Source organism: Paenibacillus sp. 2TAB23 (assembly GCF_052115165.1).
GTDB lineage: Bacteria > Bacillota > Bacilli > Paenibacillales > Paenibacillaceae > Pristimantibacillus.
The window spans coordinates 1-26,223 of sequence record NZ_JBFRGD010000040.1; the positions used below are offsets into that span (position 1 = coordinate 1).

The following is a 26,223-nucleotide window of genomic DNA, read 5'->3' on the forward strand; positions in this document are numbered from 1 at the left end:
AGGGCATGACTTCGCTTCCGTTACAGATGAGCAACTCGCTGATGCCATTCGTTTGATTAACAACCGTCCTCGTAAATGTCTCGGGTGGAGGTCGGCTCACGAAGCCTTCATGGAAGAGGTGTCGCACTTAGCTTGACAATTCATCATATAAAAAACCACATGGAGTGTATACTCACATGTGGCTACAAAAAATAACCCTATTTATATAGTTATACTCGGTTGAAAAACCCAATTACTTTCAGATTTCAATTCCCAATTCTCACTAAAAATAATAGCATTATATGTCCTCGCACCTGTATCTTCGTTACCTCCTCTTAACAGTTATATCTTTGTCAAAGAAATGAACCAATATAGTTGCGCCTGAAGAAAATAGAATTTCATGAGATAATACGTTGTCATCTACAGGTAGTAACTCATGGTATCCCCACTCTTCAAAACCATTATGGCTATCGTCAGAATTTTTATTGAAATTAATGCTTAGATTAATAATCTTTTTGTACTCAAAAACCCATTCTTCTTGCTCGTATTCTACAACGATATTGAGACTTGTCGGTGACGAACTTCTTATTTCGCCTTGAGTTATTTTGCATTCATTTACTTTACAATCATGAAAGTTATTATTATTAAAGAATCTAACTAGTGTCTTATCCAGTCTCGTAATCAAATTATTATGCTGATCCCAGTAAATTTTAGCATTGGTCTTCCATTCCTCCATTGCACGTTCGCTTTCTTCTAAATCCAACGAGTTAATTGACTCCCACAAATCATTTCTAAAGTACTTCAATAATATCTCCTACTTTCATATGATAATAATACGAGGAAAAACAGGAAAAACAGGTACATAAGGATTATTAGGATTTTGCGGATCGTAATAATGGTAATGTGGATCATAATAATTAGAATCCAGTTTAGCCTTATTCTCATCCCAACCCCATTTTGCTTTTTTCTGCAAATCTTTCTTCACCCAGTTTGGTGGCTCTCCTGGACTATTCTTAGCTTTATCATGCATTGATCCATCTTTGTTTTGAGACCAGTGCTTTCCATTTGGTCCATTTACATGAATATGGTCTTGAGTTGCTGTTCCATCATCCCCAGGGTCTTTTCTATAAGTCCATCCTGCCCCTAAATCAATATTTTTCCCAAATAAATATCCAGCTTGTTTAGCTGCATCAACTTCTGCTTGTGTTGGATTAGCTATTGTCTGATAATAATTACTTCTAATTTTATCCGCTTCTGCTTCTAATTTTGTCTGAAAACCTTTTAGTAGAGAAACATTCATTTGATAATATTGAGAACTTCGATCTAAAGATTTTAACATTTTATTTGATGCATCCCAAGCCTCAGTATATGTTACAATCTGATTTCTAACACTCTCAGGTAAGTTAATATCCCCACTTTTCGCATGTCCTGTAGGGTCGATATATCTAAGAGGATTGTTCTCCACATAGGTATACAAATTCAAACTCAGCGGATTTGTTATCTCCCCTTCATACGTATCCTCATTAATAAAGCGCCCTATACTTGGATCATAATACCTTGCCCTTAGATAATACAGACCGGTTTCCTCATCGTACACTTCTCCAGCGTACTTAAACTCATTCGCAATGCCTTCTGTTTGTTGGGTAATATTACCCCATTCATCGTACGAATAGCTATTCACGATGTTACCACTCGTATCGACAATCTGAATGACATCACCATGACCGTTATACAGATAATAGTAATCTTTAGCAGTAGCGACTTCCTTTTTCACGAGGAGCCGGTCTCCGCGAACATAATTGGCGATGGCTTGGTTATTGGCATCTACTTCTGAGATCACTTCGCTATTCTGATTGTATCGATACTGTGTGACATTGGATCCCGAGGTCTTCTTATACCGCATACCATCAGGCGCATATTCAAAGGAGGTAGTATTGGATCCTGTGGTTGCGGCAGTCAATATATTAAATAAATCATACGTATAGCTTTCTTGGTCCAGATTTATAGGGGTTTGACTGGTGTCGCTTAATGTTAGTCTGTTTCCTTTACTATCGTAGGTGTAAATCGCGGCACTACCGTCTGATCTGGAAATTGTGAGTAATCTGTTTAATTTATCGTAAGTATAGGAACGAGTAGTCGTGACCTCATCCTTTACCATCTGTGTTGCTGTGACAATATTCCCATTATTGTCATATGAGTACGTGGTGGAAGAGAGAACGACCATGCCTTTTTTGTTGGTCATAGTCTGCATACGGTTAAGTGAATCATAAACATAATCCGTCTGCAATGTACTTCCATCAGCAAGGGTTGGGTAAGTAATCGATTGTACTAGTCCATTCGGGTAGTACGAGTAGCTTACATTCACTGCATTCGTGTAATTCGCAACAGATTGTCCGTTGCTTTGAACCTTCTCCAACCGGAGTTTGTTGAATTTATAGTTTGTGTAGAAGCTAGCAGTCCCTCCATTACTCCACACAGTTGAGATCCGATTGTTCTTATCATATGTCAAATTTAACGCAGCTGAGAATCCTGTACTTTGAATGCTTATTTTATTTACTCGTTTCAAATGGTCAATTTCCGTCAACATTTGACTTGTCATGACACCATTTACATGCCGCTCGGTAATATCGAGAAGGATCCCGTTACTTCCTACGATATTTTTGATTTGCTGAGTACTTCCATTTCCACCTGTTACGGATTGTACTATATTCCGGTTATGCTCGTCATACTGATAGCCAAAAATTGTTCCATTTTTATCTTTCCGTTGGCTTACCAGACCTAAGTTATTATAACTGAACGACTCAACCTGAGATGCAGGATCTGTTTTTGAAGATATTAATCCATTCTCTGTATAGCCATTCGTCATCAATACTTGTGGTGCATCCATTACATTTCCTTGTATCGTCGTTTGGATGATTTGACCGTTTGCATCATAGTTATATCTCGTTATTTGGTTAATCGCATCCTTGAGACTTACTAAGCGGTTTAAGGAATCGTAGGCGTAACGAGTTGTCACACCTTCAGCATTCATATTCCCATTCGGGTCTATGTATCCTACCAAATTCCCGACAAGATCATAGGTGAATGTTTCAGCAATTACTTGTTGCCGTTGAGGCCAATCCTTGTAAGCTCGTGTGGAGACATGTCTCCCGCCATAATCAAAATCTTGCTCCACGTAATTGGCTTTCAAATTATCTTGCGCTGGATTTGTACGATAAGCCGCAACATTTCCTGCCGCAACGAAGTACTGAGTGACCTTTCTTGATTTCAGATTGTTCTCGCTTACGAATAAGTTGTTATACGCATCAATTGCCTCTTTTTGGTTCCCCCATGCATCGTAAGCCACAGATAGCGTGTTGCCCATGGGGTCAACCTGATTTACCGGACGTATTAAATCATCACTCAGGTATTGCATTACTTGTAACACACCGTTATTCGATTCCAAATCATAACGTAAGAAGCCAAAACCATCATAATATGACTTTTGGTTGGATAATATCGTTTGGGCATTGTTAGATTTCTGAACATATTTACGTCGGTTATCAACCATCGTAGTATGCAGACCTGCATTCTGCGCCAATGCACTTGAAGGGATAAATGTATTGGTATAGGTATATTCATCATAAGCGTCATATTGCACACCATTCAAATTTGTAAATGCAGGATATTGAATGGAGACAAGTCTTCCTCCTGTATCATAGGTATAGATGGTCTTTTGATTCCCAACTACCTCTTCTCTCAATAAACCCAATCCCACATCATAATTCATTGTTTTCTTAATGGTTTGAGTAATATTCTGACCGCTACTGTTTTTTGTCGTGAACCGGGTCCTTGACTCACTTGGGTATGCAAAGGAAGTGGACGTATCAAAATAAACCTCCGAAATGGCATTCTGACCGTTACCCAAATCCTTGGTTTCCTTGACGTATTGCACTTTACCTGACAGTACAGCACTTGCATTTGAGCAATTTGAGGTCACACTGTTATTAGCACTTATCGTTTCGTAGCAATACGTTGTAACCTCTTGTTTTGGATTCTGATAGCTCTTTAACCTTCCATCAGTGTAGTACTCATAGGTCTCCGTTAGAGGCACGGTTGCGTTTAGTTTCTGATACCATGACTTCGTTTTCACAAAATAAAAGATGGGATCATAGGTATACGAAATCGAGTTCTTGTCCTTTATTATAGAATCATTATATTTGTCTAATGGTAACGGTTGAGATTCTTTTGATATGCCTCCCCAGTCCGTATATTGAAAGTCCCATAACAGCTTATTCGATGTGCTTGGTGTATCTCCAGCAGCGTATTCCTCGCTTTGCATACTGACTGGTCTCTGTGTAAAGACTGGATGAAATCCTGTGGTTGTAACAGTCTTTTTCTCCCCGTTGGATGCGGACGTTTCAGTAGACATAACTCTACCTGTTCCACTAAAATTATTTTTTGTGCTAAGTCCATTCGTGTGAGATATGCTCTGCACAGTTGAAGTTGATGAATAAGTATATGATTCTGGTATGTTGTTTGGGTTGTAATACGTCGGATACCCTGTATAATCTCCTGAGTAAGACATGTCCAAATGATTATAGTTACCTTCCAGGTTATAATTCTTTTTTACTTGGTCATATCGCTTAGAGACCCTAAACTCGTCCCCAAATCCGCCTGGGCCTAAATTGCGGACTGTTTTATCGTATTCGTATCTCGAACTTGAATTGGAATATTCTGACTGTGTCAATAATGAATAGGAATTGTAACCAGCGTAACTATCTTGGGATTTTCTATCATAATGAAAGTACCCCGGTCGCACACTATAATGGAAGTACGTTTTTTCATTGATCTGGTTCTGAATATACCCTAGTCTAGGAACATACCCATCAGGATTTCCGTTAAATAATAAATCAGATCTCCGTTTCACATATTTCACTTTTTGTTTTTCTAATCCGTCTGGATCAATAACAGATACGATGATACTTTCCTGAGTACCGCCAGTTTGTAAGGAAGATTCGTAAGAGAAATTTACAGTTCTACCTGTTGTATCAATTATGGATGAAATGACTTTATACGTCTGGCCATCATAAATATGACGATCAATATGATTGAACTGAATCGTATTCCCATAGCGATCCACTATACCAAGGAGTCGTCCATCTGCTGCGAAATACTCCCTTTTTTTATCTGCGTATTCTAAGTAGTATGCAGAATTAGCTTGACCATTCGAGAATAATCCTTGCGTATCTTGCATCATTTTGACGTCTTTCCCTTGATACCCCTCTAAATGCGTAAAATTGCCCAATGTATCTGTCGCATTGAAATTGACTCGATATACTGCCCCATCTCCGCGATGATAATATAAATAACCGTCCTCTAATTGTACAGAAGGGAATTGAAAGGACCATCCCATGCCTAAATCATATCTAGAGATGAAATAGTTAAACTTTTTCATTTGCCCGCTTGAACCGTAGTGCCTCATATAAGCAAAAGAATGATTGGAATCATACATAATCCCGATGTTTAAATCAAGACCATCTCTTCCAGCCAGATGGATGTCTGTACGCTTTAAAGTCAACTTGCCAGATGAGGGATCGATGGTCTCACTCGTTCCATTTTGATCTGAAAATTGCTGTTTATTCGTCTGATTGATTTGTTGCTGTGTAATTAATCCATTCATTACGCTATTTACGTCTGAGCTGTTCACTCCCGCTGTAGCACCTTCCGGGAAGATATACAAGCCTAGAACTATCAGAAGTGGGATAAATAGATGCCATTTTTTCATTATGGGCTAACCTCCTGCAGATGTTGGCTTTCAGCATATTGGGGACCATATACGACATCTGTAACAGTTGGGTCTACATCCGTTTGACCACCCTCTTCTATTCCGATAACACCAGGTGATTGCAATAGTGCAATGGCTTGATCCAACGCAACCTCGCCATTCTGATCTACCGATTCTAATATCGTTAGTTTTTCAGCACTACTCATAGCAACTTCTCTTAGTTTCATTTCAATCTTTGGGTATTTCTTTAACAATATATCCAATCTTTCTTCTTTTTCGTGTTGGATTCGCTTCTCAATCTCTTCCCACTTTTCATTTGTTTGATCTTTTTGCTGTACCAGCTCTTTAGGGTCAACCAACCACTCGTTGCCTATGTAATCGGAGTAATAGATATCTTCGATTAAAACGCCGCTTAAAATCAATTGCTCAATATCTTGTTTGGTATAGTTATATATATCCGCTTTGTGAAGTCGTTTAATTCGCTTCTCATTTGCTTTACCTTGAATCTCTTCTACAACTCGTTCCCACTGAGGATCGTACACTGCCCCCGTGACGGATACTTCCAAATCTGGTTGTACAACCTGGATGGCTTCCGCACTTACCCCGTTATTTGGAGCTAGGGCTGCATCATTCTTTTTGTTCTCTTTAGCAATGGCATAACCAACCCCGTTTACCGCTAAGATCGAAATGACAAGAGAAAAAAAGATGGTCTTTCTGCTTAAATTCTTAAATGAGTTCAATACTATCACAACTCCTTATTGTTTCTTTATTTTGGAAATCAAATTTCCGTTGTCGTCATAGATAGCATCATATTCCGTATAGGATGGTAGGACGATCATATAGTCCAATCTCCCGTTCTTGTCATAGTAGTATCGGGTATGCGGCAGTGTGCGGTTCTCCAAAGTCAATGCTATCGGATCCGAAGGTAGCGATTCGCCTGTTGCATTAAAGGCGGATATCTTTACTTTGTAAGAACGACTGCCGTCGTCGGTCATACTCGTGCGCCTCGTTTTGCGATAGAGGTACCTAGGATTATCCCATAACTCGCCATAATTGTTGTTTGGATTCGTCGTATAATTTTCATTGAAAACCTTATCCTGACTTCCATCTATCCAGCTTTCGACAAGCTGTAGCTTCGGAAAAATGAATTTCCCCTTCGAGGTCCATGAGGTGAAATTACTGACCGGGATTCTCTCGTAAACATAGCCGTTAAACAGATGCAGGTAATAGCCTGTCGCCCCAGCCACCTCGTTCCATGACAAATTGATATAGCCCGTTCCCTGCATCGACCATTCATTCACGCCAACTGTGCCGGTAACCACTGGCTTGCTCAGGGTAATGGACGGGATTGTGTATGTGAGATGTAGATTGGCGCTTGAGTAATTAATATAGTTGGATCCATACGGAGTCCCCGGTACGAAGAAGAGACTTAATGTGATATTCCCGCCTCTGGCATAAATATTAGCATTTGAGAGCGGAATCCATTTGACACCGTTAAAGCTTGTCGTATATCCGCCGTAAGGATTATACGGGGTAACCTGTCTATGATTGAATGCATTAGCATTCGGATTATCATTCCAGTTCGAAGGAGCATAAGCCTCATTGAACCAACCTGCAGAAATTGAATTCTTATTAGTAAAATAGGAGCTGCTGATATTTAGCTCCAAGGATGCCGATGTGACTACTGCATCTGAAGGCAACGATGAGGTATACCATCGGATGAAGCTTTGCGTTTCAATATATGAACCACTGCTCTCCACTCGCCCCCCACTTATGCCGGTAGCTGTACCTGTGGGTAGATAGGTAGGCGACCTCTTTTCCCATGAGTAACGAGTTAAGCTTGTGCTTGATATGGTTGGATCGATGACGACAGGATATTGAAGTCCCGATACATCTGCTTTCATTAACAGTAACTGCTTTCCATTCTCGACAACCAATTCCTGAGACACATCCCGTATCTTCCCGTTAGCATCAATAAGCCACGCCGGCATGATTTGCAGTTCTCCTTGACGCAGATCATTACCGATCTTACCTATCACTTCAAAACGAAATTGTGTGGGAGCATCCGGCGTCCTCAGCACGATCGACTCCTTCAATCCCGAATTCTGAGATTCCAACAGGACGTCCGTGTCTTTCCATGCATTCTTGTAGATGAGAACATGATTGGGATCATTGTATAGATGGGAAGCATGATCCGCAGCGATAGGTTTAACGGCGTTTCCCGCATCAGACGCAAGTCCGATTGGTATTATCGTAAGCCTATCGGTGCCTTTCCCAATTGTATAGCCATTCTTAAATTTGTTAGAAATTTTCAGGTAGTAGGGCACTTTCGGCGAACGAAAATTGAAATCACCGGAATCCTTCAATTTTTCCTTTTCCACTTTTGTACGTGATTTATATAAGGCCTTTATTTCCTGCGACGATTCTATAGACAATCGTTTACTATTGATGTCCGAATCGGTTAAATTTAATTCTGAGAGAAGCTGCAAGTTATTGTCCTGAAACTTTCCTTCTTCATCCTTATAGTGGATCTCCTCATTGGCAAGAACTGTTTCAAATAGTCCATCCTTTAAAGTAAACGTTTTACTGGAAGCCGTACGTTGATCAATCAACTCTACTTTGTCCTGATTCATAGACTGTTCCACTGATTGCTCCGAGATTTTGTCCGCAGCGGCCATGTCTGGTAATGCATGATTTGCTGCCGGTGGGTTCGCTCCCGCTTCTCCTGACGTATAAGCATAGCCGGACAGCGAGAGGCACAACACGAGCAACAACACCTTTCTGCTATTATAATATTGCTTCCACCACTTTCGCTTTCTGACTATAAATCTGTCCATTCTAATTATCCTCCTTATACTCTTTCTGTTATGGTGAGTGTATAGAATTAATAAATAATTTCTGCCTTTTTGCAAAAAAAGAGCCGCTTCATTTGGTTAAGTGAGAGTCAGGCTTCACTACCAAAACAGAAGCGGTGTCTTCTATCGAGCTCTAGTGGGAATCCCCGTTTTAGCTTGATCCAATCGTCCTATTAAGTCCTTCATACAGGACTTGAAAGGCTCCCTTCAAAGACTGTTGTTCCAATTCCTCCGTCAATTGAATTCGTTTTTTGATAAGACGCAAGTTTTCGCTTCCTGGCCGATGGTGATAGACAATCAACAGCACGAGCAACTTATCCAGGCTGCCACATAATTCGTTGAACATCGCTATATGGCGATCTTGCAGTCGAATGTAATGATGCTTATCCAAGTACTGTAGACGGTTGAAGATTCCCCGCTTATTTTCGCACAGTTTTTTGATACCAAGAATAATGCTTCTATCCATCAACAAAGAAGGATACACTTCAATGCAGGCACTAATCCGGTTCTGCAACCCATCGTATATCGAAATCCCGGACCATTCTACAAAGTTTTTAGAAGGCCCCGTTCCTGTTCCGTCTCTTTCCCCGATAACGACTTGTCTGATCCCACCCGATAAACAGTTCTCCACAGATTCAAGAATTTTATACACATTCGGTCTGCTTTTGGGTTGAGGCAAGCCTTTAAAAGAGGTCGCCGGCATACCGAAGCGAAACAGCCGATAATGCCCGTCAAAATCACCGCGCATTTGGTTCAGTCCTGCCTGAAACCCTTGTTCGATTTCATCGAAGGAAACCAATTCTGTCGTCCATCGATTCTCCCTCATCGCAAGGGTATGGAAGACCTTCTCCTGTTGATTGAAGCCGAACAACAAATACTCATGCATACAATGGTGCTTCTGGTAGTATTCCGACTTGCGGATGTAATAGTTATCGCACCCTAAGAGTACATAACCGCCTTGGCTTATTCGATCCACGGTACTTTTTACGATAGCAGAGAAGTCGCATTGTTCGAAATGATCGAATTCCAACGCACCTTGATATAGAAGTTCTAAGTCATAATGCTCCAATCGATAATATTGGATCCAAAAGTCCTGTATCGGATCCCCTTCCCAAATGCCCATTTCTAGTTCGATGAACCGCTCAACGAACCAGGGGACGTAGCGATCATCCGCTAGGAGCGGCGCGAGCTTCATAAAATGCCAGCAATCCGTTGTAAGACCCGTATTTAAATTGATGGGTAGAATTTTCTGCATAGCTTCCATCCTTTAGATCGGATTTACTAACTGAACGATTCTGTATAGGCACGTTCCGTTCTTCATTTCTTCCATGAGATGCGTTCCGGAAGTCGCGGCCATTCTCTTCGAGCGATTAATTGATGGTCTCAAACATTCTGGTTTCTGCCTGCTTTCGCCAGTCCTTCGGATCCGTCAGATCGGAACCGGCAGCAAGACCGGGTATTCCGCGGAATAAGGAAATACCCTCCCGCAGTCCAGACGCCTCCATTCCGAAGTTTCCATTTCTAATACGGTTTTGCACAAGGGACAAACAAAAAGAAGCGCCGTCAGACTCTTCTTCCTCAACGATCAACCGCTGGCACTGCTGTAGTTGCTGATCGCCTTTTTCCAGAGAAGCCGAAAGCCTACGAGCATGATAATCGGGACGCATAAGCCCCATATGAGCTGATCGATCCTTAACTCCTGCATAATCCACAAAGGGCCGAAGTTCGTAATCACCATAAACGGCAGAACATAGATGCCAATGCGGCGTGCCCATTTGGAATATATTGCCATCGGCATATTATTGGCATCCCATATGGAATAGAAGATCATGGCTAGCCCTCCCGTATTCACGAACCAAAAGGAAAGCAAGGCGGGAAAGAACATTAAGCAATAGGTCAAAATGGTAGCTACTACAAGAAACAAGCCATACGCAACAAGATGAAAGAAAGTAACATGGATCTCCAAGGCGTTCCATCCGATAACGATCATGACGCCCCCCGCAATCACGTTCGGAATCGGTGTCCCGAAGTGGATATAGCGAAGCGTGACGAGAAATTGCAGCGAAATCGGCTTTACAAGCAGCAAATCTAGCGTGCCTTCTCTCACGTATTCCGATATCTTCAAAGAGTTATAGAAAAACAATCCCGAATAGATCCCGGTCATCAGTGTAAAGGTGCCGACGAACAACAGGATGCCGTCCGGAGTAATCGAACCAATATGCAAATCAGTTTTGTAGACGACAACCACATACAATAGCTTCGCAATCAGATAGGCTATTTCGACACCTATGCCTAGATAAAAATTAAATCGATACTCCATTTGAGCCATAAAGCAGTTTTTTGCAAACAGCCAGTAGATAACCAGGTAGTTCTTAAGAGTATGCCACCACGCGAACAACATTCAACCTCCCAATCCGAGATAGCGCTTCATTCCGATTCGCCAGAGGACGCGAGAAAGGGTATACATGATAATGATCCATAAACCTTGCATGCCAATGCCAACGATGATCTCTTCTCTCGCAAGTTGTCCGCTGACGACATTCGCCGCGAAATAGATCGTCAGCTTGAAAGGAGAATAGTCTAACATGGCATTCACCCACGGACCGAAAATATCGACCGGGAACACCCCTCCGCTAATAATAATGACGAACAAGCCGGTCATCTCAAAAAAATACGAAATCTCCGATAGCCAGAAAGCTATAGCGGCTATGGCATAAGATATCAACATGTTTAGGATGAACGCCAATATGACAGCCACCAAAAACAGCAAGATACGTTCGAGCCTCAAGGGAGTGCCGGCATATATCGAATAACTTATCAACACGGTAAAAATCGCACAAACCATAAGGCAGTTAAAAAACATCTTCTGTCCGATGAGATTAAAAAAACGATAGCTAAAATAGTGAATCGGTCTCACCAGAAATCTATTGAGATGTCCGTCCTTAATGTCCAGCGCCATTTCATGTTCCACATGAGTCATGACGATCCGAGTCGTGAATGCGGCAAATATCGTATACATAATCATCTCATGGTAGGAATAGCCGAAATAAGCCTGATCCGGATTATCCGCGTACACGGCGGACCAAATGAAATATTGGATCATGATCGGGAAAAAGGCGCCGAATAAAGAAAAGATTAAATCCATTCGGTATTCCAGCGCCGATTGCATGCCGAGTTTGAATATACGGTTATATGTTTCGTAGGAACTCATTGCGCACGCTTCCTTTGGTACATCGACACGATCATCTCTTCCACGGGTATGTCCTCGATCAAGATATCCTCTATGGGCAGCCGGGCAAGAAGCTCTCTGGAGACGGCATTCACCTGCTCCTTCGGGATTTCCAGCGTCGCTTGGTAATCTTCCGCATGTCGAATTCCGGCGTACGCCTGGAGCTGCTCCAGCTTCACGCATTCCGTGAACTTAAGCTTGATTACCTTGGTCTGATTCATCGCGCCATTCATTTCCTTAAGATTCCCGTCATAGATCAATTGGCCATCCGAGATCAAGAGCAATCTGCTGCATAGATCTTCGATGTCCTTCATGTAGTGGCTGGTAAGCACGATCGTGGTCTTGTGCTGTTCATTGTAGTATTTCAGGAAATCCCTTACTTTTTTCTGGGTCTCGATATCCAGCCCGATCGTCGGCTCATCCAGAAACAACAATTGCGGCTTGTGAATGAGTGAAGCGATAAGCTCCAACTTCATCCGTTCGCCAAGTGACAGCCTCCTGACCTGGACGTTCATCACATGCTTGACATGAAGCAGCTCCGTCAATTCGTCCAACGTCTTACGATAAGCATCGTCTTCGACTTGATAGATGTATTTGTTCAACAAGATGGATTCAATGGCCGGGAGATCCCACCACAACTGGCTTTTTTGCCCCATCACGATGGCGAATTTTCTCTTGAATTCATTCTTCCGTTCGCTCGGGTTGTATCCCATTACCGATACGCTCCCGCTCGTAGGATGCAAGATGCCGGATAGCATTTTTAGCGTCGTCGTCTTCCCTGCGCCGTTAGGTCCTAGGAAGGCGACAAACTCACCCTGGTCGATACGAAATGAAATGTCCCGGACCGCTTCCTTGATCAGCGTTTTGCGATGCAGGAGATTTTTGATGGAGTTCCTTACGCCGAGTTCTTTGGTGTAATATTCGAAAGACTTTCTCAGTTCCTTCACTGCAATGATTTCCATGTTAGGCTCCTATTTCTCGCGATTATCGCCCGTAGTGGTACAGCAGCCCGCATCGCGAGCAGATCGGCATCAGTCCGCAGGATAAATGTTCACGGTGCTTGCCGAAATTCTCCCCGTGCCAAACCTCTTCTATGCTCTGATCATGAATATTTCCTACGGAAAGTTCCGGGAAGAACTTGCATGGCGTGACGTCCCCGTTCGGTAAGAAGTCCATCCTGGTAGAAATCGATAAGCATTTCGTGCGGTTCATGCCTACAATCTGCTCTCCTCTAACGAACGGACCGATTTCATCCTGATTTAGCGCCGGCATGAAACGGACTCGAATTTTCCAGACATGCTCGGATACCCGCCTCACCTCCTCCTGCAGTTGCGGAATAGCATCGGGAGATATGCGATACGTGAACGAATGCCAGCTGCATGAATGGCTTTGGTAAGGCTTCAACCACTGCAAATGCTCGTTGAAGTGTGCATCCATCACATGAGCGGATTCAGGCGAGATATACCATGGATAGACAAAGTAGACGGAATCGATCCCCTTCTCTTCGAAGTAGGTCATGAACTCGAACATTCTGGGTATCATCGCGTCATTCATTGTCAGGCTTACCGAGATTTTCCCAAGGTACATTTTTTTCCTCTGCAATTCCAGCAGCGTGTCTATTGCCCGGATAACCTTCTTAAATGTTCCCTTGCCGCGGATCGCATCATTTTCCGCTTCGAAGCCCTCCAGACTGACCAGCAGGACCAGATCATCCGAAAACTTCAGGATGGCGTCCATCTTCTCCTCGATCAGTATCGCATTTGTGCAAATCGTCGTTGTCCGAATATCTTTCTCGAGTCGTTCGGCAAGCAAATCAAACTTGGAATAGTAAAGCGGTTCTCCGCCCCATAAATAGAGTTTAGATTTCTTCGGGAACGTAAATGCTAAAATACGATCAATCGTGTCGATATCAATTTCTCTTTTCTGCTCGGACTTCGCCATATCCCAATGGAAACCGTCCTCATTCCATTCGTAGCAATGCTTGCACCGAAGGTTGCACCCGTTATTCAGTTTGATGCCAACGTCCTCCGGGATTTCCATTGCATAACGGGGATTCGCTTCCCTGGCACGGCTTGCGCGGGACATGTTCATAATGGTTCGTTTCAGGTTGTGAAACACGTCTTGATCAAACTTTGCCATCGTTTTCGGTTGCATCGTATCGGCCTCCTGGGAACTCTATTTCTTTAGCAAGTAGCAAATTTCGATAGAGGGGCTCTAGGCTTCGATTAGAGAAGTTATCTTCAGCCCATCGCTCGAACCAGATTCCAAAGCCATGACCGATCCAGAATGACGCATTGACAGCTTCATGCTTGGCGAACGGCTCTAGGAAAACGATCGGCGTGGCTGCTGCAAACGACTCAAAAAGCGAATAGCCTCCCGGTTTGCTCACAATCGCTTTGGCATTCCGAATGACATCGAATAGAGGTGGGTAATGGTATCGGTTGTAGTAAGTCAGGTCTTCGCCATGCTCAACGACCGCCAACGGTGGGAAACCATGTTGTCCATCTTCATCGGTTAACCAAGGCTGCCATTGCGGATCATGCATATAATGCGTGATTTTCTTATGAGGATTTATTTCCTCGGGAGAAAATGCAAGCACAGCGACACGATCGCGATATGCAGCAAGTCGTGTCATCGCTTCGCGGTAGTTCCCGATCCCCCAGCCGCCGCCATGTACTACGATTCCCGCATCTCTCTGCTTGAAGGGTACCGGAGGCAGGTCTGTGATCGGAAATTCTCGCAGGATACAATTATGCTCCGCGCTGAAAAATCGTATATTCTTGAATGCGTTGCATCGTTCTCCGTATATTTCGTAAGAAACGGAGTCTCCGGCGTCCATCCGGAGCAGTTCAACCTCAAGCGGCGTGGGGTCCATCATCTCCCGGTACGCTTCCAGCAATGGGATCCAAAAACCAGTGAACGCGACGAATCGTATCCGCCGTTCTTCCTTCCATGCGTTCAGCAGCCGTTCTGTTTTCATAGGATCCAATGCATTACCGACATCACGCGCGAATTGCGCCGACTTCTTAGCCAATTGGAAATGATTATGAAAGGCCGTCCGCGTTGCGGGTATCTTCGATCTAACCTGATCGAGGTATACATTCTCCAACACGCAGACCTCGACAGGGACCCCTTGCCGGCGGCACTGATACTTGATTTGAATGGCTGGAATATAGACCCCCATGGAGTTGCCGGAGCAGAGCAGCGTGATCATACGATTAGGAGAGTCAATCATAAATGGACACGTCCAGTTTCATTAGTATGGTGCGCAACACCGCTACAAGCCTCTGTCTCTCTTCCAAATTCTCGGCGAATACCGAGATGTACAGCCGTCCTTTGATCAGGTGATTTCTCTCTTCGGCCCGGGAACCTCCCTTTATCCTCCCTTCCTGATTGACCAGCAGCGCGGCAGAAGAGAGTGGAACAATTCCGCTTCCACCCGGTTGAGGATACAACAGGCTGGCGTCCTGCATTTCGCACAGGAATCGTCCATAATCCAATTTCTTATAATAGCCTACCGACAGATACGATAAGATGCCCTGACACCGTCGGTTCGACAACGCTCGGTTTAGATATACATTGATTAGTCCCATCGACTTGCGTGCGTTAATTTCCACGATCGGAATTAAGGTACCATCCGTAAGCTGCATCGAGTCTACGCATACCGGCCCGAAGTATCCTTGCCGGTTCAATGCTAGCCCTACCTGTTCCATCACTTGAAAATAATCCTTGCATTCCAATTCATGTTTTTCATCTTCACGCATTGCGGCAGAGCCCTGATAGGCAAATTGATGATTCAATATTTCTTGCATGCCAATGAAGGAAGTGCTGCCATCGGGAGCGATTTCGAAGTGACAGGAGAAATCACGCGCTACCCTTAGCAGTGGTTCCACGACTAGTTCCGTCACCTTCCCTCGATGCTCCTGGGAACGTATGTAGGCAGTCATTCTTTCGATTGCATGGGGAGACTTGAGCTTGATGTTCCCATTTCCAGATACACCGAAAGGATCTTTAACCAGCGCCGCTCCGTGCGTAGCCAACATCTCGTGGCATACAGCCGCCAGCTCGGTCGCATTGGTTACCGAGGCCCCCCGTCGGACACCGGTCAATTGCTCGGACAATTCCGTTGAGTACATTTTCGAATTTACATGCTTGACAACATTGTATGAAGGGAGTTTTTGTTCGAAGAAATTCAGCTGCAGTAGCTCAGTAGTTTGCTCCAGTACCGCGTAAGGAGCGATTCGCTGAAAACGTGTCAGCCATCGCTGGTAGTGTGTGTTTCTAAGCAAAGGATGGAAAATGTTCTCCCCCTGTTGCACATCTGCGCATTCTAAGTGAGAGAACGAAAATCCGATGCGATGGAGATAATCCTTTTGCGCATGATCTATCGAAAACCGTGTGATTAACCCGTCATTAGCCGCACAAAACGGAAACAACAACTCATCCATCGCCATTACGATATACGCTCTTTGTTCATCAAGGATTGCCGGCAGCTTGCTGAAGGATGAATCCTTCCAGTAAGCTTCCGAGTCAAAGCTTCCAGCATGTACAACACTATCCATGTTGCGGTTCCAGTCGATTCAGGAACGACATAAAAGCCTCAATCGAATTTAGATGCTCCAAATCGAAATTTTCATAATCAATCTCAACCAGGAACGTTTCTTCGACTTCCAGAATGAAACCGATCATTTGCAGGGAATCCAATCCGACATCGTTGATCAGATCCGAATTAGGGTGCAAGGTATCCGTTAAATTAGCATCCTCCTTCACTTTGGCAAGAATCTCCTTGATTTTATCGAACATTCGATCGCCAACCTCCTCTATTCTGACTACGTAAACGTTTACCTTTGGATTATATTACATAAATGTCAAATTAACAACTAAATAAATAATAATAGCCATGTCTCTGGTTGTTATGTATAATCTGAGCTGAGGGAGCCTCTCCCAGCACTTTATGCGAAGGGTGATGAGGATGACAGATCACCAGTACTTGTTTATTTCCCCCCATTTGGACGATGCGATCCTCTCTTGCGGCGACTACATCGATTATCTCTATCAATGCGGGCATCGCATCGTTATCGCTACCGTCTTCACGGGAGAAGATACGAACCCCTCTCCATCCCCGCTGGCCAAAATCCTGCACAAAAGGTTTAATCTTCGTTTCGGGGTAATGGAAGCACGCTTAAATGAGGACCAGCAAGCTGCAGCCGTGCTAGGGGCTTCATGCATCCACTTAAATCTCCAAGAGTGCATCTATCGAAGAAATTCCGACAATTCTCCCAGCTACCAGAAGTTGGATGAGCTCTTCCGCGCCGATTTATCGTTGGAACAGCCGGTTATCGAGAGGGTTGAGGCCCAGTTATCCAGGACCTTGGATTTAATGGACTATATACAAGTCTATATTCCGATCGGTATCGGCAGGCATGTCGATCATGGCATCGTAAGGCAAGCAGCTGAATGCTGGGCTTGGAATACGTCTGCCTGCGAAGCAAATCAGATCGCCTATTACGAGGATTTACCTTATAAGCACTATCATACCGATCCGAATTGGCATAAGGAACTTGCTGCCAATTTAGAGCGGCAAACGGTGCAGTTATCAAGAGCGAGTATGAGAGCGAAGCTATGGGCGGTCGATCACTATAAGTCTCAGCATCGTCTTCTCTGGAAATCCCGAATCGCGATGCTTCGACAAATGCTGGCGAATACAAGAGGCTACGATGAATCCGCAGCGATTGACCTAGATAATCAAAGCTATCGGTTTACCTATTACACGCTTAAAGCATTRCCTAGATCCTTAGAGAGCGGGCGAGGCCTAAAATGATTGAAACCAGAGACGCAATCTCCCTATGGAATAGCATGGGAATGAGGGGAAGCGGAAGCGTTGGAATGGATATTGTAGCTGAGATTTAAGATGATCACATCATCCGCTCCGAAATGTGCATCAAGGATCTTGAGCCTGTTCGAAAAAACTACATGATGAATCGCTGCTGCAAAAGGGCTGTCGTATATTTACGACAGCCCTTCTGTGATGACTAGATTTGTAGATCCCATTTGGGGTGGTACTGGTAGAACAGATGATAGCTGGAATCGAAATACGAGAAACCAATTGGATTATTGATCCAGCCGATCTCAGCCGAAGCATGGTATGTAGGCTTTAACTCTTGTTTCATCTATGTTTATGAAGTCGAATATGTTCGTTGGCATTCTGAACAGTGTACAAGAAAATTCCTCCAAGGTAATGAGATAATTGATGATAAGCATGAAGCATGCTTCATGATCTACTATCCGTTTGTACGCGATAAGATGTTAATTCCAATGCATTTCTTCCATCGACACTATTAAAGTGAACGTTTACGTAAACGTTTAAATGAAATACACTTTTGTCTATCATAACGATTCTTATCTTTCATGTCAACGATATCCAGTGCAAGCTTTATACACCACGTGAGGTTAGTCAATCGTATTTCCTATGCATAATTTTTACGGTATTCATCTAGTGTAGCATCGAATCGGGTTTTTAATAAGCGATAAAGCATTTTCGTCCCTAATGTAGCTTTATAATAAAATTTGATAATTATAAAGCTAGATACCCTTGGTTTTTCGTTAAGGAGACTAAGTATTTTTAAAAATAGTTTGATAAAACTGAACTTAACGACGAAGGGCTGCCGTCATGCAGTTGTTTTGTAATTCAACTATCTCTCTACGTTAGTGTAATGATTAACTTTGATACGTTTCTCCGCGCTGTCTGTATCGGCAAGCTTTAAGATGGTTTTGGAAGGAATTAACTTTCTATCGTCGAATGTTTAGAGTGTAAAAATGTTTGAGGGGGAAAATTAATGTCCACGAGTACATCCCGAATTATAATAAATGCGGTTGCTGAGCGGGTGTGGGATACAATAACAAATCCTGTATGGGTCAAACAGTGGCAGTACAACAGCGATCTAATAACCGATTGGCAAATCGGCAGCGAGATTCGGTTTCGAACCGAGTGGGATGGAAATGTTTATGAACAGTGGGGCTCGGTGCTAGAGTTTACACCAAATCAGTCTCTCGGATACTCCCTCTTCGCTCCACGACCCGGCTTGGAGGATATACCCGAAAATTACTTCACGATGAGTTATGTCTTGAGTAAGGATGGGGATACCACCATGTTGACGTTTCAACAGATCGACAATCGACTGGGCTCCGACAGCAACGATGAGGAAAATAACGTGACTGAGGACGATGAACAATCCGTGTTATTGATACTTAAGCGACTAGCGGAGTCCACCCATTGATAAGAGTAAACTCTCAATGCTTATTGTTAGTTTTGGAATAAGTATATAAATTAAACAAAAACCAGCAAAACCATTGTAAACTCTTGCAATGGTTTTGTTTGGCTTTATTTTAAATTCAGTTTACGCATAACTGTGTGGAACAGTTCTCCAAGTTCGTTGTGACTGGTCGGCTCCATGCCGATTATGAGATCCTTTAAGCGATGTTTCTGCCCAATCCCCTCGATCCACCGTTCTAATTTCTCGAATCCTTCTATTGTATTTGAGAATGTTAGATGTCGCTTACTAAGTACGACGCCGCGAAAATTAGTTGCTTGTGCAACATGCGTTTCCTTCGCGACATCTATACCCACAACAAGATGAGGTCGAAATTCGTTCAATTCGCTGATTTTGTCCGTCTGATTGTTTAAAGTTCATAATATGAGCGCCTCATTGAGGGTGTTGGGTTATAAACCCGTCGACAAACCCATCATACCGAGGCGCTCCTTTTTTGACAAACGCTATTACTTAGCCTTAACAGGAATGTTTCGTTTAATGAAGCACCGTCATTCTAAGGATATATAATTGATCTTTATTCCAAATTATCAAACTATGTTTTAAGTCCACGGTGAGCAGATTCAGAAAAATGTCCACTTATCTTCCTGTCAATCGTCGTATGCAGACTTCATTTCCCATATCTCAAGCGACATGACCGAAGTCGACGCATCACCTAGAAGTTTCAGCCCCTGTGCATCATGCCGGAATGGGAATATGCGTGTTGTCAAACTTTTCGTTCCGTTAATGTAAGACTCGATCATGGACTTATCCAGATAGATGTGCAATTGAAGATTGCCGCCTTCCAAATCTACCGGACCGCCTTCCATGCCTTTCTCCACATCAGGCTCCAAACTCGACTTGTTTCGATCTGCCATGAAGCTTCCATTCGAACGGTCATAGTACAGCAAAGTCTCTTCCATCTCGTCAGGTGACACACGAACTTTGATCCCACACCGTTCAGCCTCGCCCGGTTTAAGCTCAAGCTTGATCTCCAGCATATCGCCTTTTATTGCTCTCAGCTGTTCATCTGCCATATCAAGCGAGAGGTCCGACAACTCGAGTAGTTTACGGCCTCGTAAGGTCTCAAGCTCCGCGACAGGCTTAATGCCTGGCCGACCGTCAGGCCGCATGCCAATTTCCACTGGAAGGCCAGCATTTCCGAACCAACCAAGATCCCGGCTTATCCTCGGGCTCATGGCGAAAATGACGCTGAACAGAATAATTCTTCCGCTTGGATCCACGAATCCGCTTGGGCCGATCCAGTGCTCTCCCACATCGAACACCTGCGGTTCCTCATCGTCAGGAATAAAGACCAGACGGTCCCGATCCCAAGTGCCAATCCAGTAGAAAATATATTTGCAGTAGTGCGGGCTTGCGTGCAAAAACCAGGGATTAACGATGAAAATATGCTTCTCTTCCCCTTTATCGTTCTTATAGAAAGGGAATAAGAGCGGCAGTTCCCATGCATCGCCTGTCTTCGGGTATTTTTGCGAATCACCGACATAAATCGGATTGCGGTAGATCCAATCGATCATGTCTTTCGATGTGTACAGCAATGCCGTGCCGCCTTTTCCTGGTATACCGGAAGTTACGATCATATACCATATCCCGTTTTCCTTCCATACAAAAGGGTCCCGAAAATTCCCACGAAGGCCTACCCCTTCCGGCAAAACTGCGACATATTCCGGATGCTTGATCCATTCGACCAGATCATTATTCCCATCCTGCCCGAATGTACTTCTTGCCATGGCTACAGATTGGTCTGGATCCTTTCTTTTGTCTCCTGCGGCATAGAAGATAACCGGAACACCATCGTCATCGACCGCCGTCCCACCGGACCAACAGCCATCGGGATCGATTTCGCCTTTTTCCGGAGACAAGGCAAACGGCACATCGCGCCAACGGAGCATGTCTGGGCTAACTGCATGTCCCCAATGGATCTGATTCCAGTAGGGGCCCTGAGGATTATGCTGGTAGAAGATATGGTATTGTCCGTTAAAATACATCGGCCCATGCGGCTCATTCATCCAATGCTCCGGCGGAATAAAGTGAAATTGCGGCCGATGTCTATCGCCGTCATATCTGTTTCTACGCTGGACCGTATCCGGCTGGGTGTCGGGTAGTCGCCCAAAGTCGGCTTTGATCTCCTCCGCCGATAAGGCTGCATCGTACAATCGAAGCTCATCGATGATACCGCTGAACATATTGGTTGTAAAAACACCCTGCAGCACACTCGGATTATTGTTCTTGCCAACGAGCAGTTCGACAGGCGGCAGCTTGATTTCCAAATGTTTCGGAATACTTCGTAATTCCACTTGTATTCCGTTCAAATAGAGAACTAATTGACCATTCAACCCATCAAATACGGCGGCGACATGCGACCACGTATCTTTTGGGATCGTAACTGCCTCTGACCAGACCTCGTACCAAGCGTCGCCGTTCCCGATTTGGAAAGACCACGAGCCATGTCGAAACATTCCCAGCACAAATCCCGTCTTCGTCTCCCTGTCATGTTGATTAACAATTGTGGAAAGTCTTCCCCCGTCGCCGTGCTCATACGAACGAGGCGCAACCCAGCATTCTATCGTGAACGACTTGAATGTGCGCGTATCGGATGGTGCGGAAATCCAGGTCGAGTATCCGTCAAACAGAAGAGCATTGCCTGTGACCCCCTTCACCCAAAGCGGGTCACTGGACGGTTTATATTTCGCCCCATTGAATACATAATGAATATTGTCCTCACGTCCAGTGCATTGCTCACGAACCCGATTGCCCTTGCCTTCGTCAAAGCTCCAGTGCGCGATTAGATTTTGTTTCATAGCGAATCCTCCAATTTGGCATTCTTATATGTTGGTTCTTCATCATTTAACGTGTCATAACCGATGCGTTTTTGTAGTTCGATGGGCACATACCGATCTATCGTCCCGCGAGCCTGGTACCAGTACACGGTGGAGGCATATAGACATCGATTGCCATCCTCCCAATCATTCGCTTTATATTTCTCGATGAAGCCTTCGAATGATTGTATGAATGGAATATTGTCGCAGATATGGAACCGATTCACCGAAGTATGGCCATTGCCGTCGATTTCGACATAGGGCTGACAAGCAAACGCACTGTCGAATATGGGGAATGGCGGCTCAGCGGCCCAAGCGTACCCAATGTAGTCTTCGCTGCCTGTTCCGAAGGTCGAAGGAAACGTCTCACCGTCTATGAAGAACTTCTCGTCTCCTTCTCCCCACCACCAATCGATTGTTTTACGGTCCTCTCTTCCGTACCACCAAGTGTCGGCATCTTGATCGGGTTTTTTCCATGCATTATAGACATGAAGATGTACGCCGCAGAACCGTCCCGGGCCTTCGGCCAGCAGCAGAGGCCAATCCGGCCATCGGTCTCCGCCCTCCACATACCGCTCCTTCTCCAAATCGAGAAAAGCGTCTCGGTGCCATTTGGCATGGAATCGCAGCAGCTTGTCAGCCTGCTCCTTCATCATGCTAACGGTCCGGATATCAATCACGAGCGTCTGCAGCTCTGGCCCGTCATTTGCTATTTCAATGATAGCGCCTTCCGAAAAGGGCATGTACCAGTTGCAATAGAATTCGTTTCCGTCCATACCCAGCGGCAAGGCGCGATATGGCTTAATTCCGGGAGCGCTGCCAAAGAAATCACCTAGCGGCGCCCAGACAGACGGTTTATCTTCATGATCCCACTTCATGGAAATTACCAATTGCCTTAGCGCAATTCGCTGCTGATCCTCAGTTTGGTGAGCTAGCTCTGTTCGAATCCGGATCATGGAGATCGCTCCTGCACCTGCATGGTCCAGGGCAACCGATTTCCCGCCAGCTGGTATGGACAAGCTTACAGTCCGATCATTATGCGGCTGATGCTGATGCGGTCTGTGCCTTCCCCGATTCTGCAGCAATCTATCCGCCTCTGCAAGAGCAATAGACGAGTCCTTGTCGAACTTACCAGTAAAATCAGGCAGCTGCACCTCATTTGGGAACTGCGTATACGTAAAGTGATAATAGCTTCCCCAATCCTTGTCTAGCACCACTTTGCAGTGCTTCTGGAAGGGGATGGGGATATAACTGTTTCTTCCACGAGACAACGTAGGCGCTATATTCGGGAAATTTGCCGGACATCCCTCATCACTGAACTTTTCAAAATAATCGCGAAAAGGTTTGTCGATGACTGGTTCCATGCTATTGTCGAGATAAATCCGAATATGTCCTTCACCCGGCAAAGCCGACCAGACACGCCAGATGACTCCAGGCCCATCTAATTCACATGCTACGATACCGCTATCTTCCTCGCGAATATAGCCGCCACCATCGTCATTCGCCCCCCAGTTCTCATAGCGACTAGTAGCCTCATTATAGACAGAGCTTCGATCAAAGCTCGAGAAGCTTCCGCTTCTTTCACCCGCTACAGGCGGAACGGCCAGCACCTCAAGGTTGAACAAACGTTCGACCAAGTCGCGGTACGTATATGATGTTTGGACGTGTTGCATGCTCGCACTTCCTTTCATTTGTAAGTTAGATCTTGCCTTGATCATTTGTAGAATAACCCTTATAGTAACCATAAGGTCAATAGGCCTTTAATCGTCTGTCGATAAAATTCAGATCGTCCAGTGTAGGGGGCGTAATACGTGAAAAAAAAGTTCAAAATCGGAGAACTTGCAAAAATAAAGAGGATCGATGCTCAAACCTTAAGGTATTATGACCATATCGGCATTTTATCTCCTGCACTCATAAATGAACAAAATGGTTACCGTTATTATTCTGAAGAGCAATTTCTTGAAGTTGACCATATTAAATTTCTCAAATTGATTGGATTATCGCTGGAAGAGGCAAAGCAATTCAGGGAAATAACAAGTCTGAATGAAGCCCTGCGCAGGCTTAGAATTCAACAAAATCAATTCGAGGAAAAAATAGCCAAAATGCAAACCGTTGCGAAGAGGTTTTCTATCATTTTAGATACGATTGAGGAAAAGAGTTGTTCTTTTGAAAAGTTTAAGAATGAAATTGAGATTAAAGAATGCGGTTCGATTCGCGGGGTTATCGGAGACTGCCAAACCGTCAGTGACTGGTTTGATTTCGAGGCCAAATTACAAGAATTAATAGTCCGCTTTCCGAATTACTCGGAGGTCGGTCATAATCACGGCCTAAGCTTTATTTATAACGAAAAGTATTTGCATACAACGAATGATCAATACATTGATAAAGTCATTCTTCCTTTTGAAAAGGAGTTCCGAGGGGATGCCAACGTTGAAGAATATCCTCTCGGCGTCTGCATCGTCGCCTATCATAAAGGTGAAAACGACAAGCTCATACACATCTTCACGAATATCAGGGAGTACATTGCCGATCATAAATTGACTATAAGAGGTGATATTGTCATGACCTCAATTATTAGTTCTTTTATTGTGAATAATGAAAGCGAACATTTAGTCGAGATACGAATTCCATTAATGTAGACCGATGCATGGAGTATTCTAAAACGACTTTGCAATATGATACTAGCCAGTTCTTTCTAGTAGAACCTTTTCTCATTAGCTTTTGGGATTAAAGTAGCTGAGCCGAACGTAACTGCCCGTTGATCTTGATCCCGAGCGCTATAACGTTCACCCCTACTTGTCATGACCATGTTTGAGGCTGGTTGGAACATTTCTCTATGTTAGATGTCAAATGAGGAATGCAATAAGGAAGCAAATGCAATAAGGAAGGAAATTTTCTTCTGATGAGAAACAATGGTTGYCTATTAGCTTCTACGCTATTCTTGCAGCTTTTTATGGATTACGTCGTAGCAGAGTATTTAGCTTAAAATGGCCAGCGATTGAACTCGTCAATCGCAGGTTTACGATTAAGCACACTGTTACTAGCGGATCACTCTATGGCGAGCTCAATACAATTAAGAAAGACCGAACTGTGTATTCGATACTATAATGTTCGCCACAGTTGGGCGACATTGCTTTTGTCTAGTGGGGTTGGTATGAAGGATGTACAGGGGTGGTTGGGACATAGCGATTATTCTAAGACGGCCAATATTTATTTACAAATGGTGTTCCATTCCAAATTGGCTTCAGCCAACACAATGAATGAAGTCATTAATATATAAAAAAGCTCATCAGAGAAAATAACTCCAATGAGCTGTCATTTATAAGGTGGTACCGGCGAGAGGACTCGAACCTCCACGGTTTCCCAAACGATTTTGAGTCGTTCGCGTCTGCCATTCCGCCACGCCGGCACATTTGGATGATCTCCATCGCTCCTCTGGATAAAGAAGAGAACTACAAGAGAGAACTTTCGAAACTGTTTTTAAAGAATCCAGTAATACTGCGGCTTTAGCGGTTATATCGTTGACTTCCGCTCACGATTTTGAGTCGAGCGTCTGCCCTTCCGGCAATTCAGTGATAATGGCGTGCCCTAAGAGATTCGAACTCCTGGCCTTTTGATTCGTAGTCAAACGCTCTATCCAGCTGAGCTAAGGGCACGTATGATACTGCTGTAAAATCTTCTGGAGGCGCCACCTAGACTCGAACTAGGGGTAGAGCTTTTGCAGAGCTCTGCCTTACCACTTGGCTATGGCGCCATAATTATGGAGCGGAAGACGGGAATCGAACCCGCGACCCTCGCCTTGGCAAGGCGATGCTCTACCGCTGAGCCACTTCCGCATAACAATGGCTGGGGATTCAGGGATCGAACCTGAGAATGACGGAGTCAAAGTCCGTTGCCTTACCGCTTGGCTAATCCCCAACAACAAGCATTTGTTATAAAATTAATGGGGCGATCGAGGGGAATTGAACCCCCGAGTGTCGGATCCACAAACCGATGCGTTAACCACTTCGCCACGACCGCCATATTGTAATTCAGGTGCATAGACAAAAAATAAAACCCACGGGTGTGGGTCCTTTGCTAATGCTTGCATTAGCAAGTTACGCCCTGAAAACTGGATACGAAAGATAAGGTTTGCTGAACCTTCTTGCTGCTGTCTACCGGATGTATGGGTCACGGCAAACGTGTTTAGGATAAGCCCTCGACCGATTAGTATTCGTCAGCTGCACACATTGCTGTGCTTCCACCC

The 26,223-nt window shown here is 44.3% G+C and carries 21 protein-coding genes, 6 tRNA genes and 1 pseudogene; 5 read left to right on the top strand and 23 right to left on the bottom strand.

The features are described from left to right. Positions 1-136, top strand: a pseudogene (locus tag AB4Z29_RS31100) (IS30 family transposase); the annotation flags it as partial. A 168-nt stretch (positions 137-304) separates the two neighbouring features. Here the strand turns inward: AB4Z29_RS31100 and AB4Z29_RS31105 are convergent. From AB4Z29_RS31105 to AB4Z29_RS31165, 13 genes are all read right to left on the bottom strand, one after another. After that, entirely contained in the window at positions 305-742 is a 438-nt protein-coding gene (locus AB4Z29_RS31105) for a hypothetical protein (protein ID WP_441946770.1), read from the bottom strand. A gap of 57 nt (positions 743-799) precedes the next feature. Then, the gene (locus tag AB4Z29_RS31110) at positions 800-5,746 is read right to left on the bottom strand and encodes an RHS repeat domain-containing protein (RefSeq protein ID WP_441946771.1); all 4,947 of its coding nucleotides are present in this window, start codon (positions 5,744-5,746) and stop codon (positions 800-802) included. Beyond that, positions 5,746-6,486, bottom strand: a complete 741-nt coding sequence (locus AB4Z29_RS31115) for a hypothetical protein (protein WP_441946772.1) — start codon at positions 6,484-6,486, stop codon at positions 5,746-5,748. The genes AB4Z29_RS31110 and AB4Z29_RS31115 overlap by 1 nt, the downstream gene beginning before the upstream one ends. Before the next feature lie 15 nt (positions 6,487-6,501). Continuing rightward, entirely contained in the window at positions 6,502-8,583 is a 2,082-nt protein-coding gene (locus tag AB4Z29_RS31120; RefSeq protein WP_441946773.1) for a hypothetical protein, read from the bottom strand. 169 nt (positions 8,584-8,752) lie between these two features. After that, a complete protein-coding gene (locus AB4Z29_RS31125) occupies positions 8,753-9,856 on the bottom strand; it encodes a hypothetical protein (RefSeq protein ID WP_441946774.1) in 1,104 nt (367 codons plus the stop codon). Positions 9,857-9,971: 115 nt separating this feature from the next. Then, positions 9,972-10,190 (bottom strand): hypothetical protein, encoded by a 219-nt coding sequence (locus AB4Z29_RS31130; RefSeq protein ID WP_441946775.1) that lies wholly within the window; start codon positions 10,188-10,190, stop codon positions 9,972-9,974. Beyond that, complete coding sequence (locus AB4Z29_RS31135; RefSeq protein ID WP_441946776.1) at positions 10,187-11,002, bottom strand: ABC transporter permease; 816 nt, start codon at positions 11,000-11,002, stop codon at positions 10,187-10,189. Before AB4Z29_RS31135 ends, AB4Z29_RS31130 begins: the two co-directional genes overlap by 4 nt. Then, positions 11,003-11,812: an ABC transporter permease gene (locus AB4Z29_RS31140; RefSeq protein WP_441946777.1), complete on the bottom strand. Its 810-nt coding sequence runs from the start codon at positions 11,810-11,812 to the stop codon at positions 11,003-11,005. It abuts the gene before it with no gap. Beyond that, positions 11,809-12,792 carry an ABC transporter ATP-binding protein gene (locus AB4Z29_RS31145; RefSeq protein ID WP_441946778.1) on the bottom strand — a complete coding sequence of 328 codons (984 nt, stop codon included), beginning with the start codon at positions 12,790-12,792 and terminating at the stop codon, positions 11,809-11,811. Before AB4Z29_RS31145 ends, AB4Z29_RS31140 begins: the two co-directional genes overlap by 4 nt. A 22-nt stretch (positions 12,793-12,814) precedes the next feature. Further along, positions 12,815-13,984, bottom strand: a complete 1,170-nt coding sequence (locus tag AB4Z29_RS31150) for a radical SAM protein (RefSeq protein WP_441946779.1) — start codon at positions 13,982-13,984, stop codon at positions 12,815-12,817. After that, the gene (locus tag AB4Z29_RS31155; RefSeq protein ID WP_441946780.1) at positions 13,956-15,065 is read right to left on the bottom strand and encodes a hypothetical protein; all 1,110 of its coding nucleotides are present in this window, start codon (positions 15,063-15,065) and stop codon (positions 13,956-13,958) included. Before AB4Z29_RS31155 ends, AB4Z29_RS31150 begins: the two co-directional genes overlap by 29 nt. Further along, positions 15,058-16,392 carry a hypothetical protein gene (locus AB4Z29_RS31160; RefSeq protein ID WP_441946781.1) on the bottom strand — a complete coding sequence of 445 codons (1,335 nt, stop codon included), beginning with the start codon at positions 16,390-16,392 and terminating at the stop codon, positions 15,058-15,060. The genes AB4Z29_RS31155 and AB4Z29_RS31160 overlap by 8 nt, the downstream gene beginning before the upstream one ends. After that, on the bottom strand, positions 16,385-16,633 hold the full coding sequence (locus AB4Z29_RS31165; RefSeq protein ID WP_441946782.1) for an acyl carrier protein: 249 nt from the start codon (positions 16,631-16,633) through the stop codon (positions 16,385-16,387). Before AB4Z29_RS31165 ends, AB4Z29_RS31160 begins: the two co-directional genes overlap by 8 nt. A 169-nt stretch (positions 16,634-16,802) precedes the next feature. Here AB4Z29_RS31165 and AB4Z29_RS31170 point away from each other — a divergent pair, with 169 nt between their 5' ends. Next, entirely contained in the window at positions 16,803-17,651 is an 849-nt protein-coding gene (locus AB4Z29_RS31170; RefSeq protein WP_441946783.1) for a PIG-L deacetylase family protein, read from the top strand. A gap of 211 nt (positions 17,652-17,862) precedes the next feature. Here AB4Z29_RS31170 and AB4Z29_RS31175 read toward each other — a convergent pair whose 3' ends face one another. Next, positions 17,863-18,000 carry a hypothetical protein gene (locus AB4Z29_RS31175; protein WP_441946784.1) on the bottom strand — a complete coding sequence of 46 codons (138 nt, stop codon included), beginning with the start codon at positions 17,998-18,000 and terminating at the stop codon, positions 17,863-17,865. 666 nt (positions 18,001-18,666) lie between these two features. Here AB4Z29_RS31175 and AB4Z29_RS31180 point away from each other — a divergent pair. Then, positions 18,667-19,107, top strand: coding sequence for an SRPBCC family protein (locus AB4Z29_RS31180; RefSeq protein WP_441946785.1), 441 nt, complete (start codon positions 18,667-18,669; stop codon positions 19,105-19,107). 104 nt (positions 19,108-19,211) lie between these two features. Here AB4Z29_RS31180 and AB4Z29_RS31185 read toward each other — a convergent pair whose 3' ends face one another. From AB4Z29_RS31185 to AB4Z29_RS31195, 3 genes are all read right to left on the bottom strand, one after another. Next, a complete protein-coding gene (locus AB4Z29_RS31185; protein WP_441946790.1) occupies positions 19,212-19,457 on the bottom strand; it encodes an IS110 family transposase in 246 nt (81 codons plus the stop codon). A gap of 291 nt (positions 19,458-19,748) precedes the next feature. Further along, a complete protein-coding gene (locus AB4Z29_RS31190) occupies positions 19,749-21,959 on the bottom strand; it encodes a GH32 C-terminal domain-containing protein (RefSeq protein ID WP_441946786.1) in 2,211 nt (736 codons plus the stop codon). Then, positions 21,956-23,650, bottom strand: coding sequence for a glycoside hydrolase family 172 protein (locus AB4Z29_RS31195; RefSeq protein ID WP_441946787.1), 1,695 nt, complete (start codon positions 23,648-23,650; stop codon positions 21,956-21,958). Before AB4Z29_RS31195 ends, AB4Z29_RS31190 begins: the two co-directional genes overlap by 4 nt. 138 nt (positions 23,651-23,788) lie before the next feature. On the opposite strand from AB4Z29_RS31195, the gene AB4Z29_RS31200 reads away from it, so the two are divergent. After that, on the top strand, positions 23,789-24,616 hold the full coding sequence (locus tag AB4Z29_RS31200; protein WP_441946788.1) for a MerR family transcriptional regulator: 828 nt from the start codon (positions 23,789-23,791) through the stop codon (positions 24,614-24,616). 416 nt (positions 24,617-25,032) lie between these two features. Then, complete coding sequence (locus AB4Z29_RS31205; protein WP_441946789.1) at positions 25,033-25,257, top strand: tyrosine-type recombinase/integrase; 225 nt, start codon at positions 25,033-25,035, stop codon at positions 25,255-25,257. Between the two features lie 47 nt (positions 25,258-25,304). Here the strand turns inward: AB4Z29_RS31205 and AB4Z29_RS31210 are convergent. The 6 genes from AB4Z29_RS31210 to AB4Z29_RS31235 form a co-directional block, all read right to left on the bottom strand. Continuing rightward, positions 25,305-25,386 (bottom strand) — tRNA-Leu (locus tag AB4Z29_RS31210). A gap of 170 nt (positions 25,387-25,556) precedes the next feature. Then, a tRNA-Arg gene (locus AB4Z29_RS31215) sits at positions 25,557-25,633 on the bottom strand. A gap of 24 nt (positions 25,634-25,657) precedes the next feature. After that, positions 25,658-25,731 (bottom strand) — tRNA-Cys (locus tag AB4Z29_RS31220). A 7-nt stretch (positions 25,732-25,738) separates the two neighbouring features. Further along, positions 25,739-25,813: transfer RNA gene (locus AB4Z29_RS31225), tRNA-Gly, on the bottom strand. Positions 25,814-25,820: 7 nt separating this feature from the next. Further along, positions 25,821-25,895 (bottom strand) — tRNA-Gln (locus AB4Z29_RS31230). A gap of 26 nt (positions 25,896-25,921) precedes the next feature. Next, positions 25,922-25,997, bottom strand: a tRNA-His gene (locus AB4Z29_RS31235). Between the last annotated feature and the right edge of the window lie 226 nt (positions 25,998-26,223).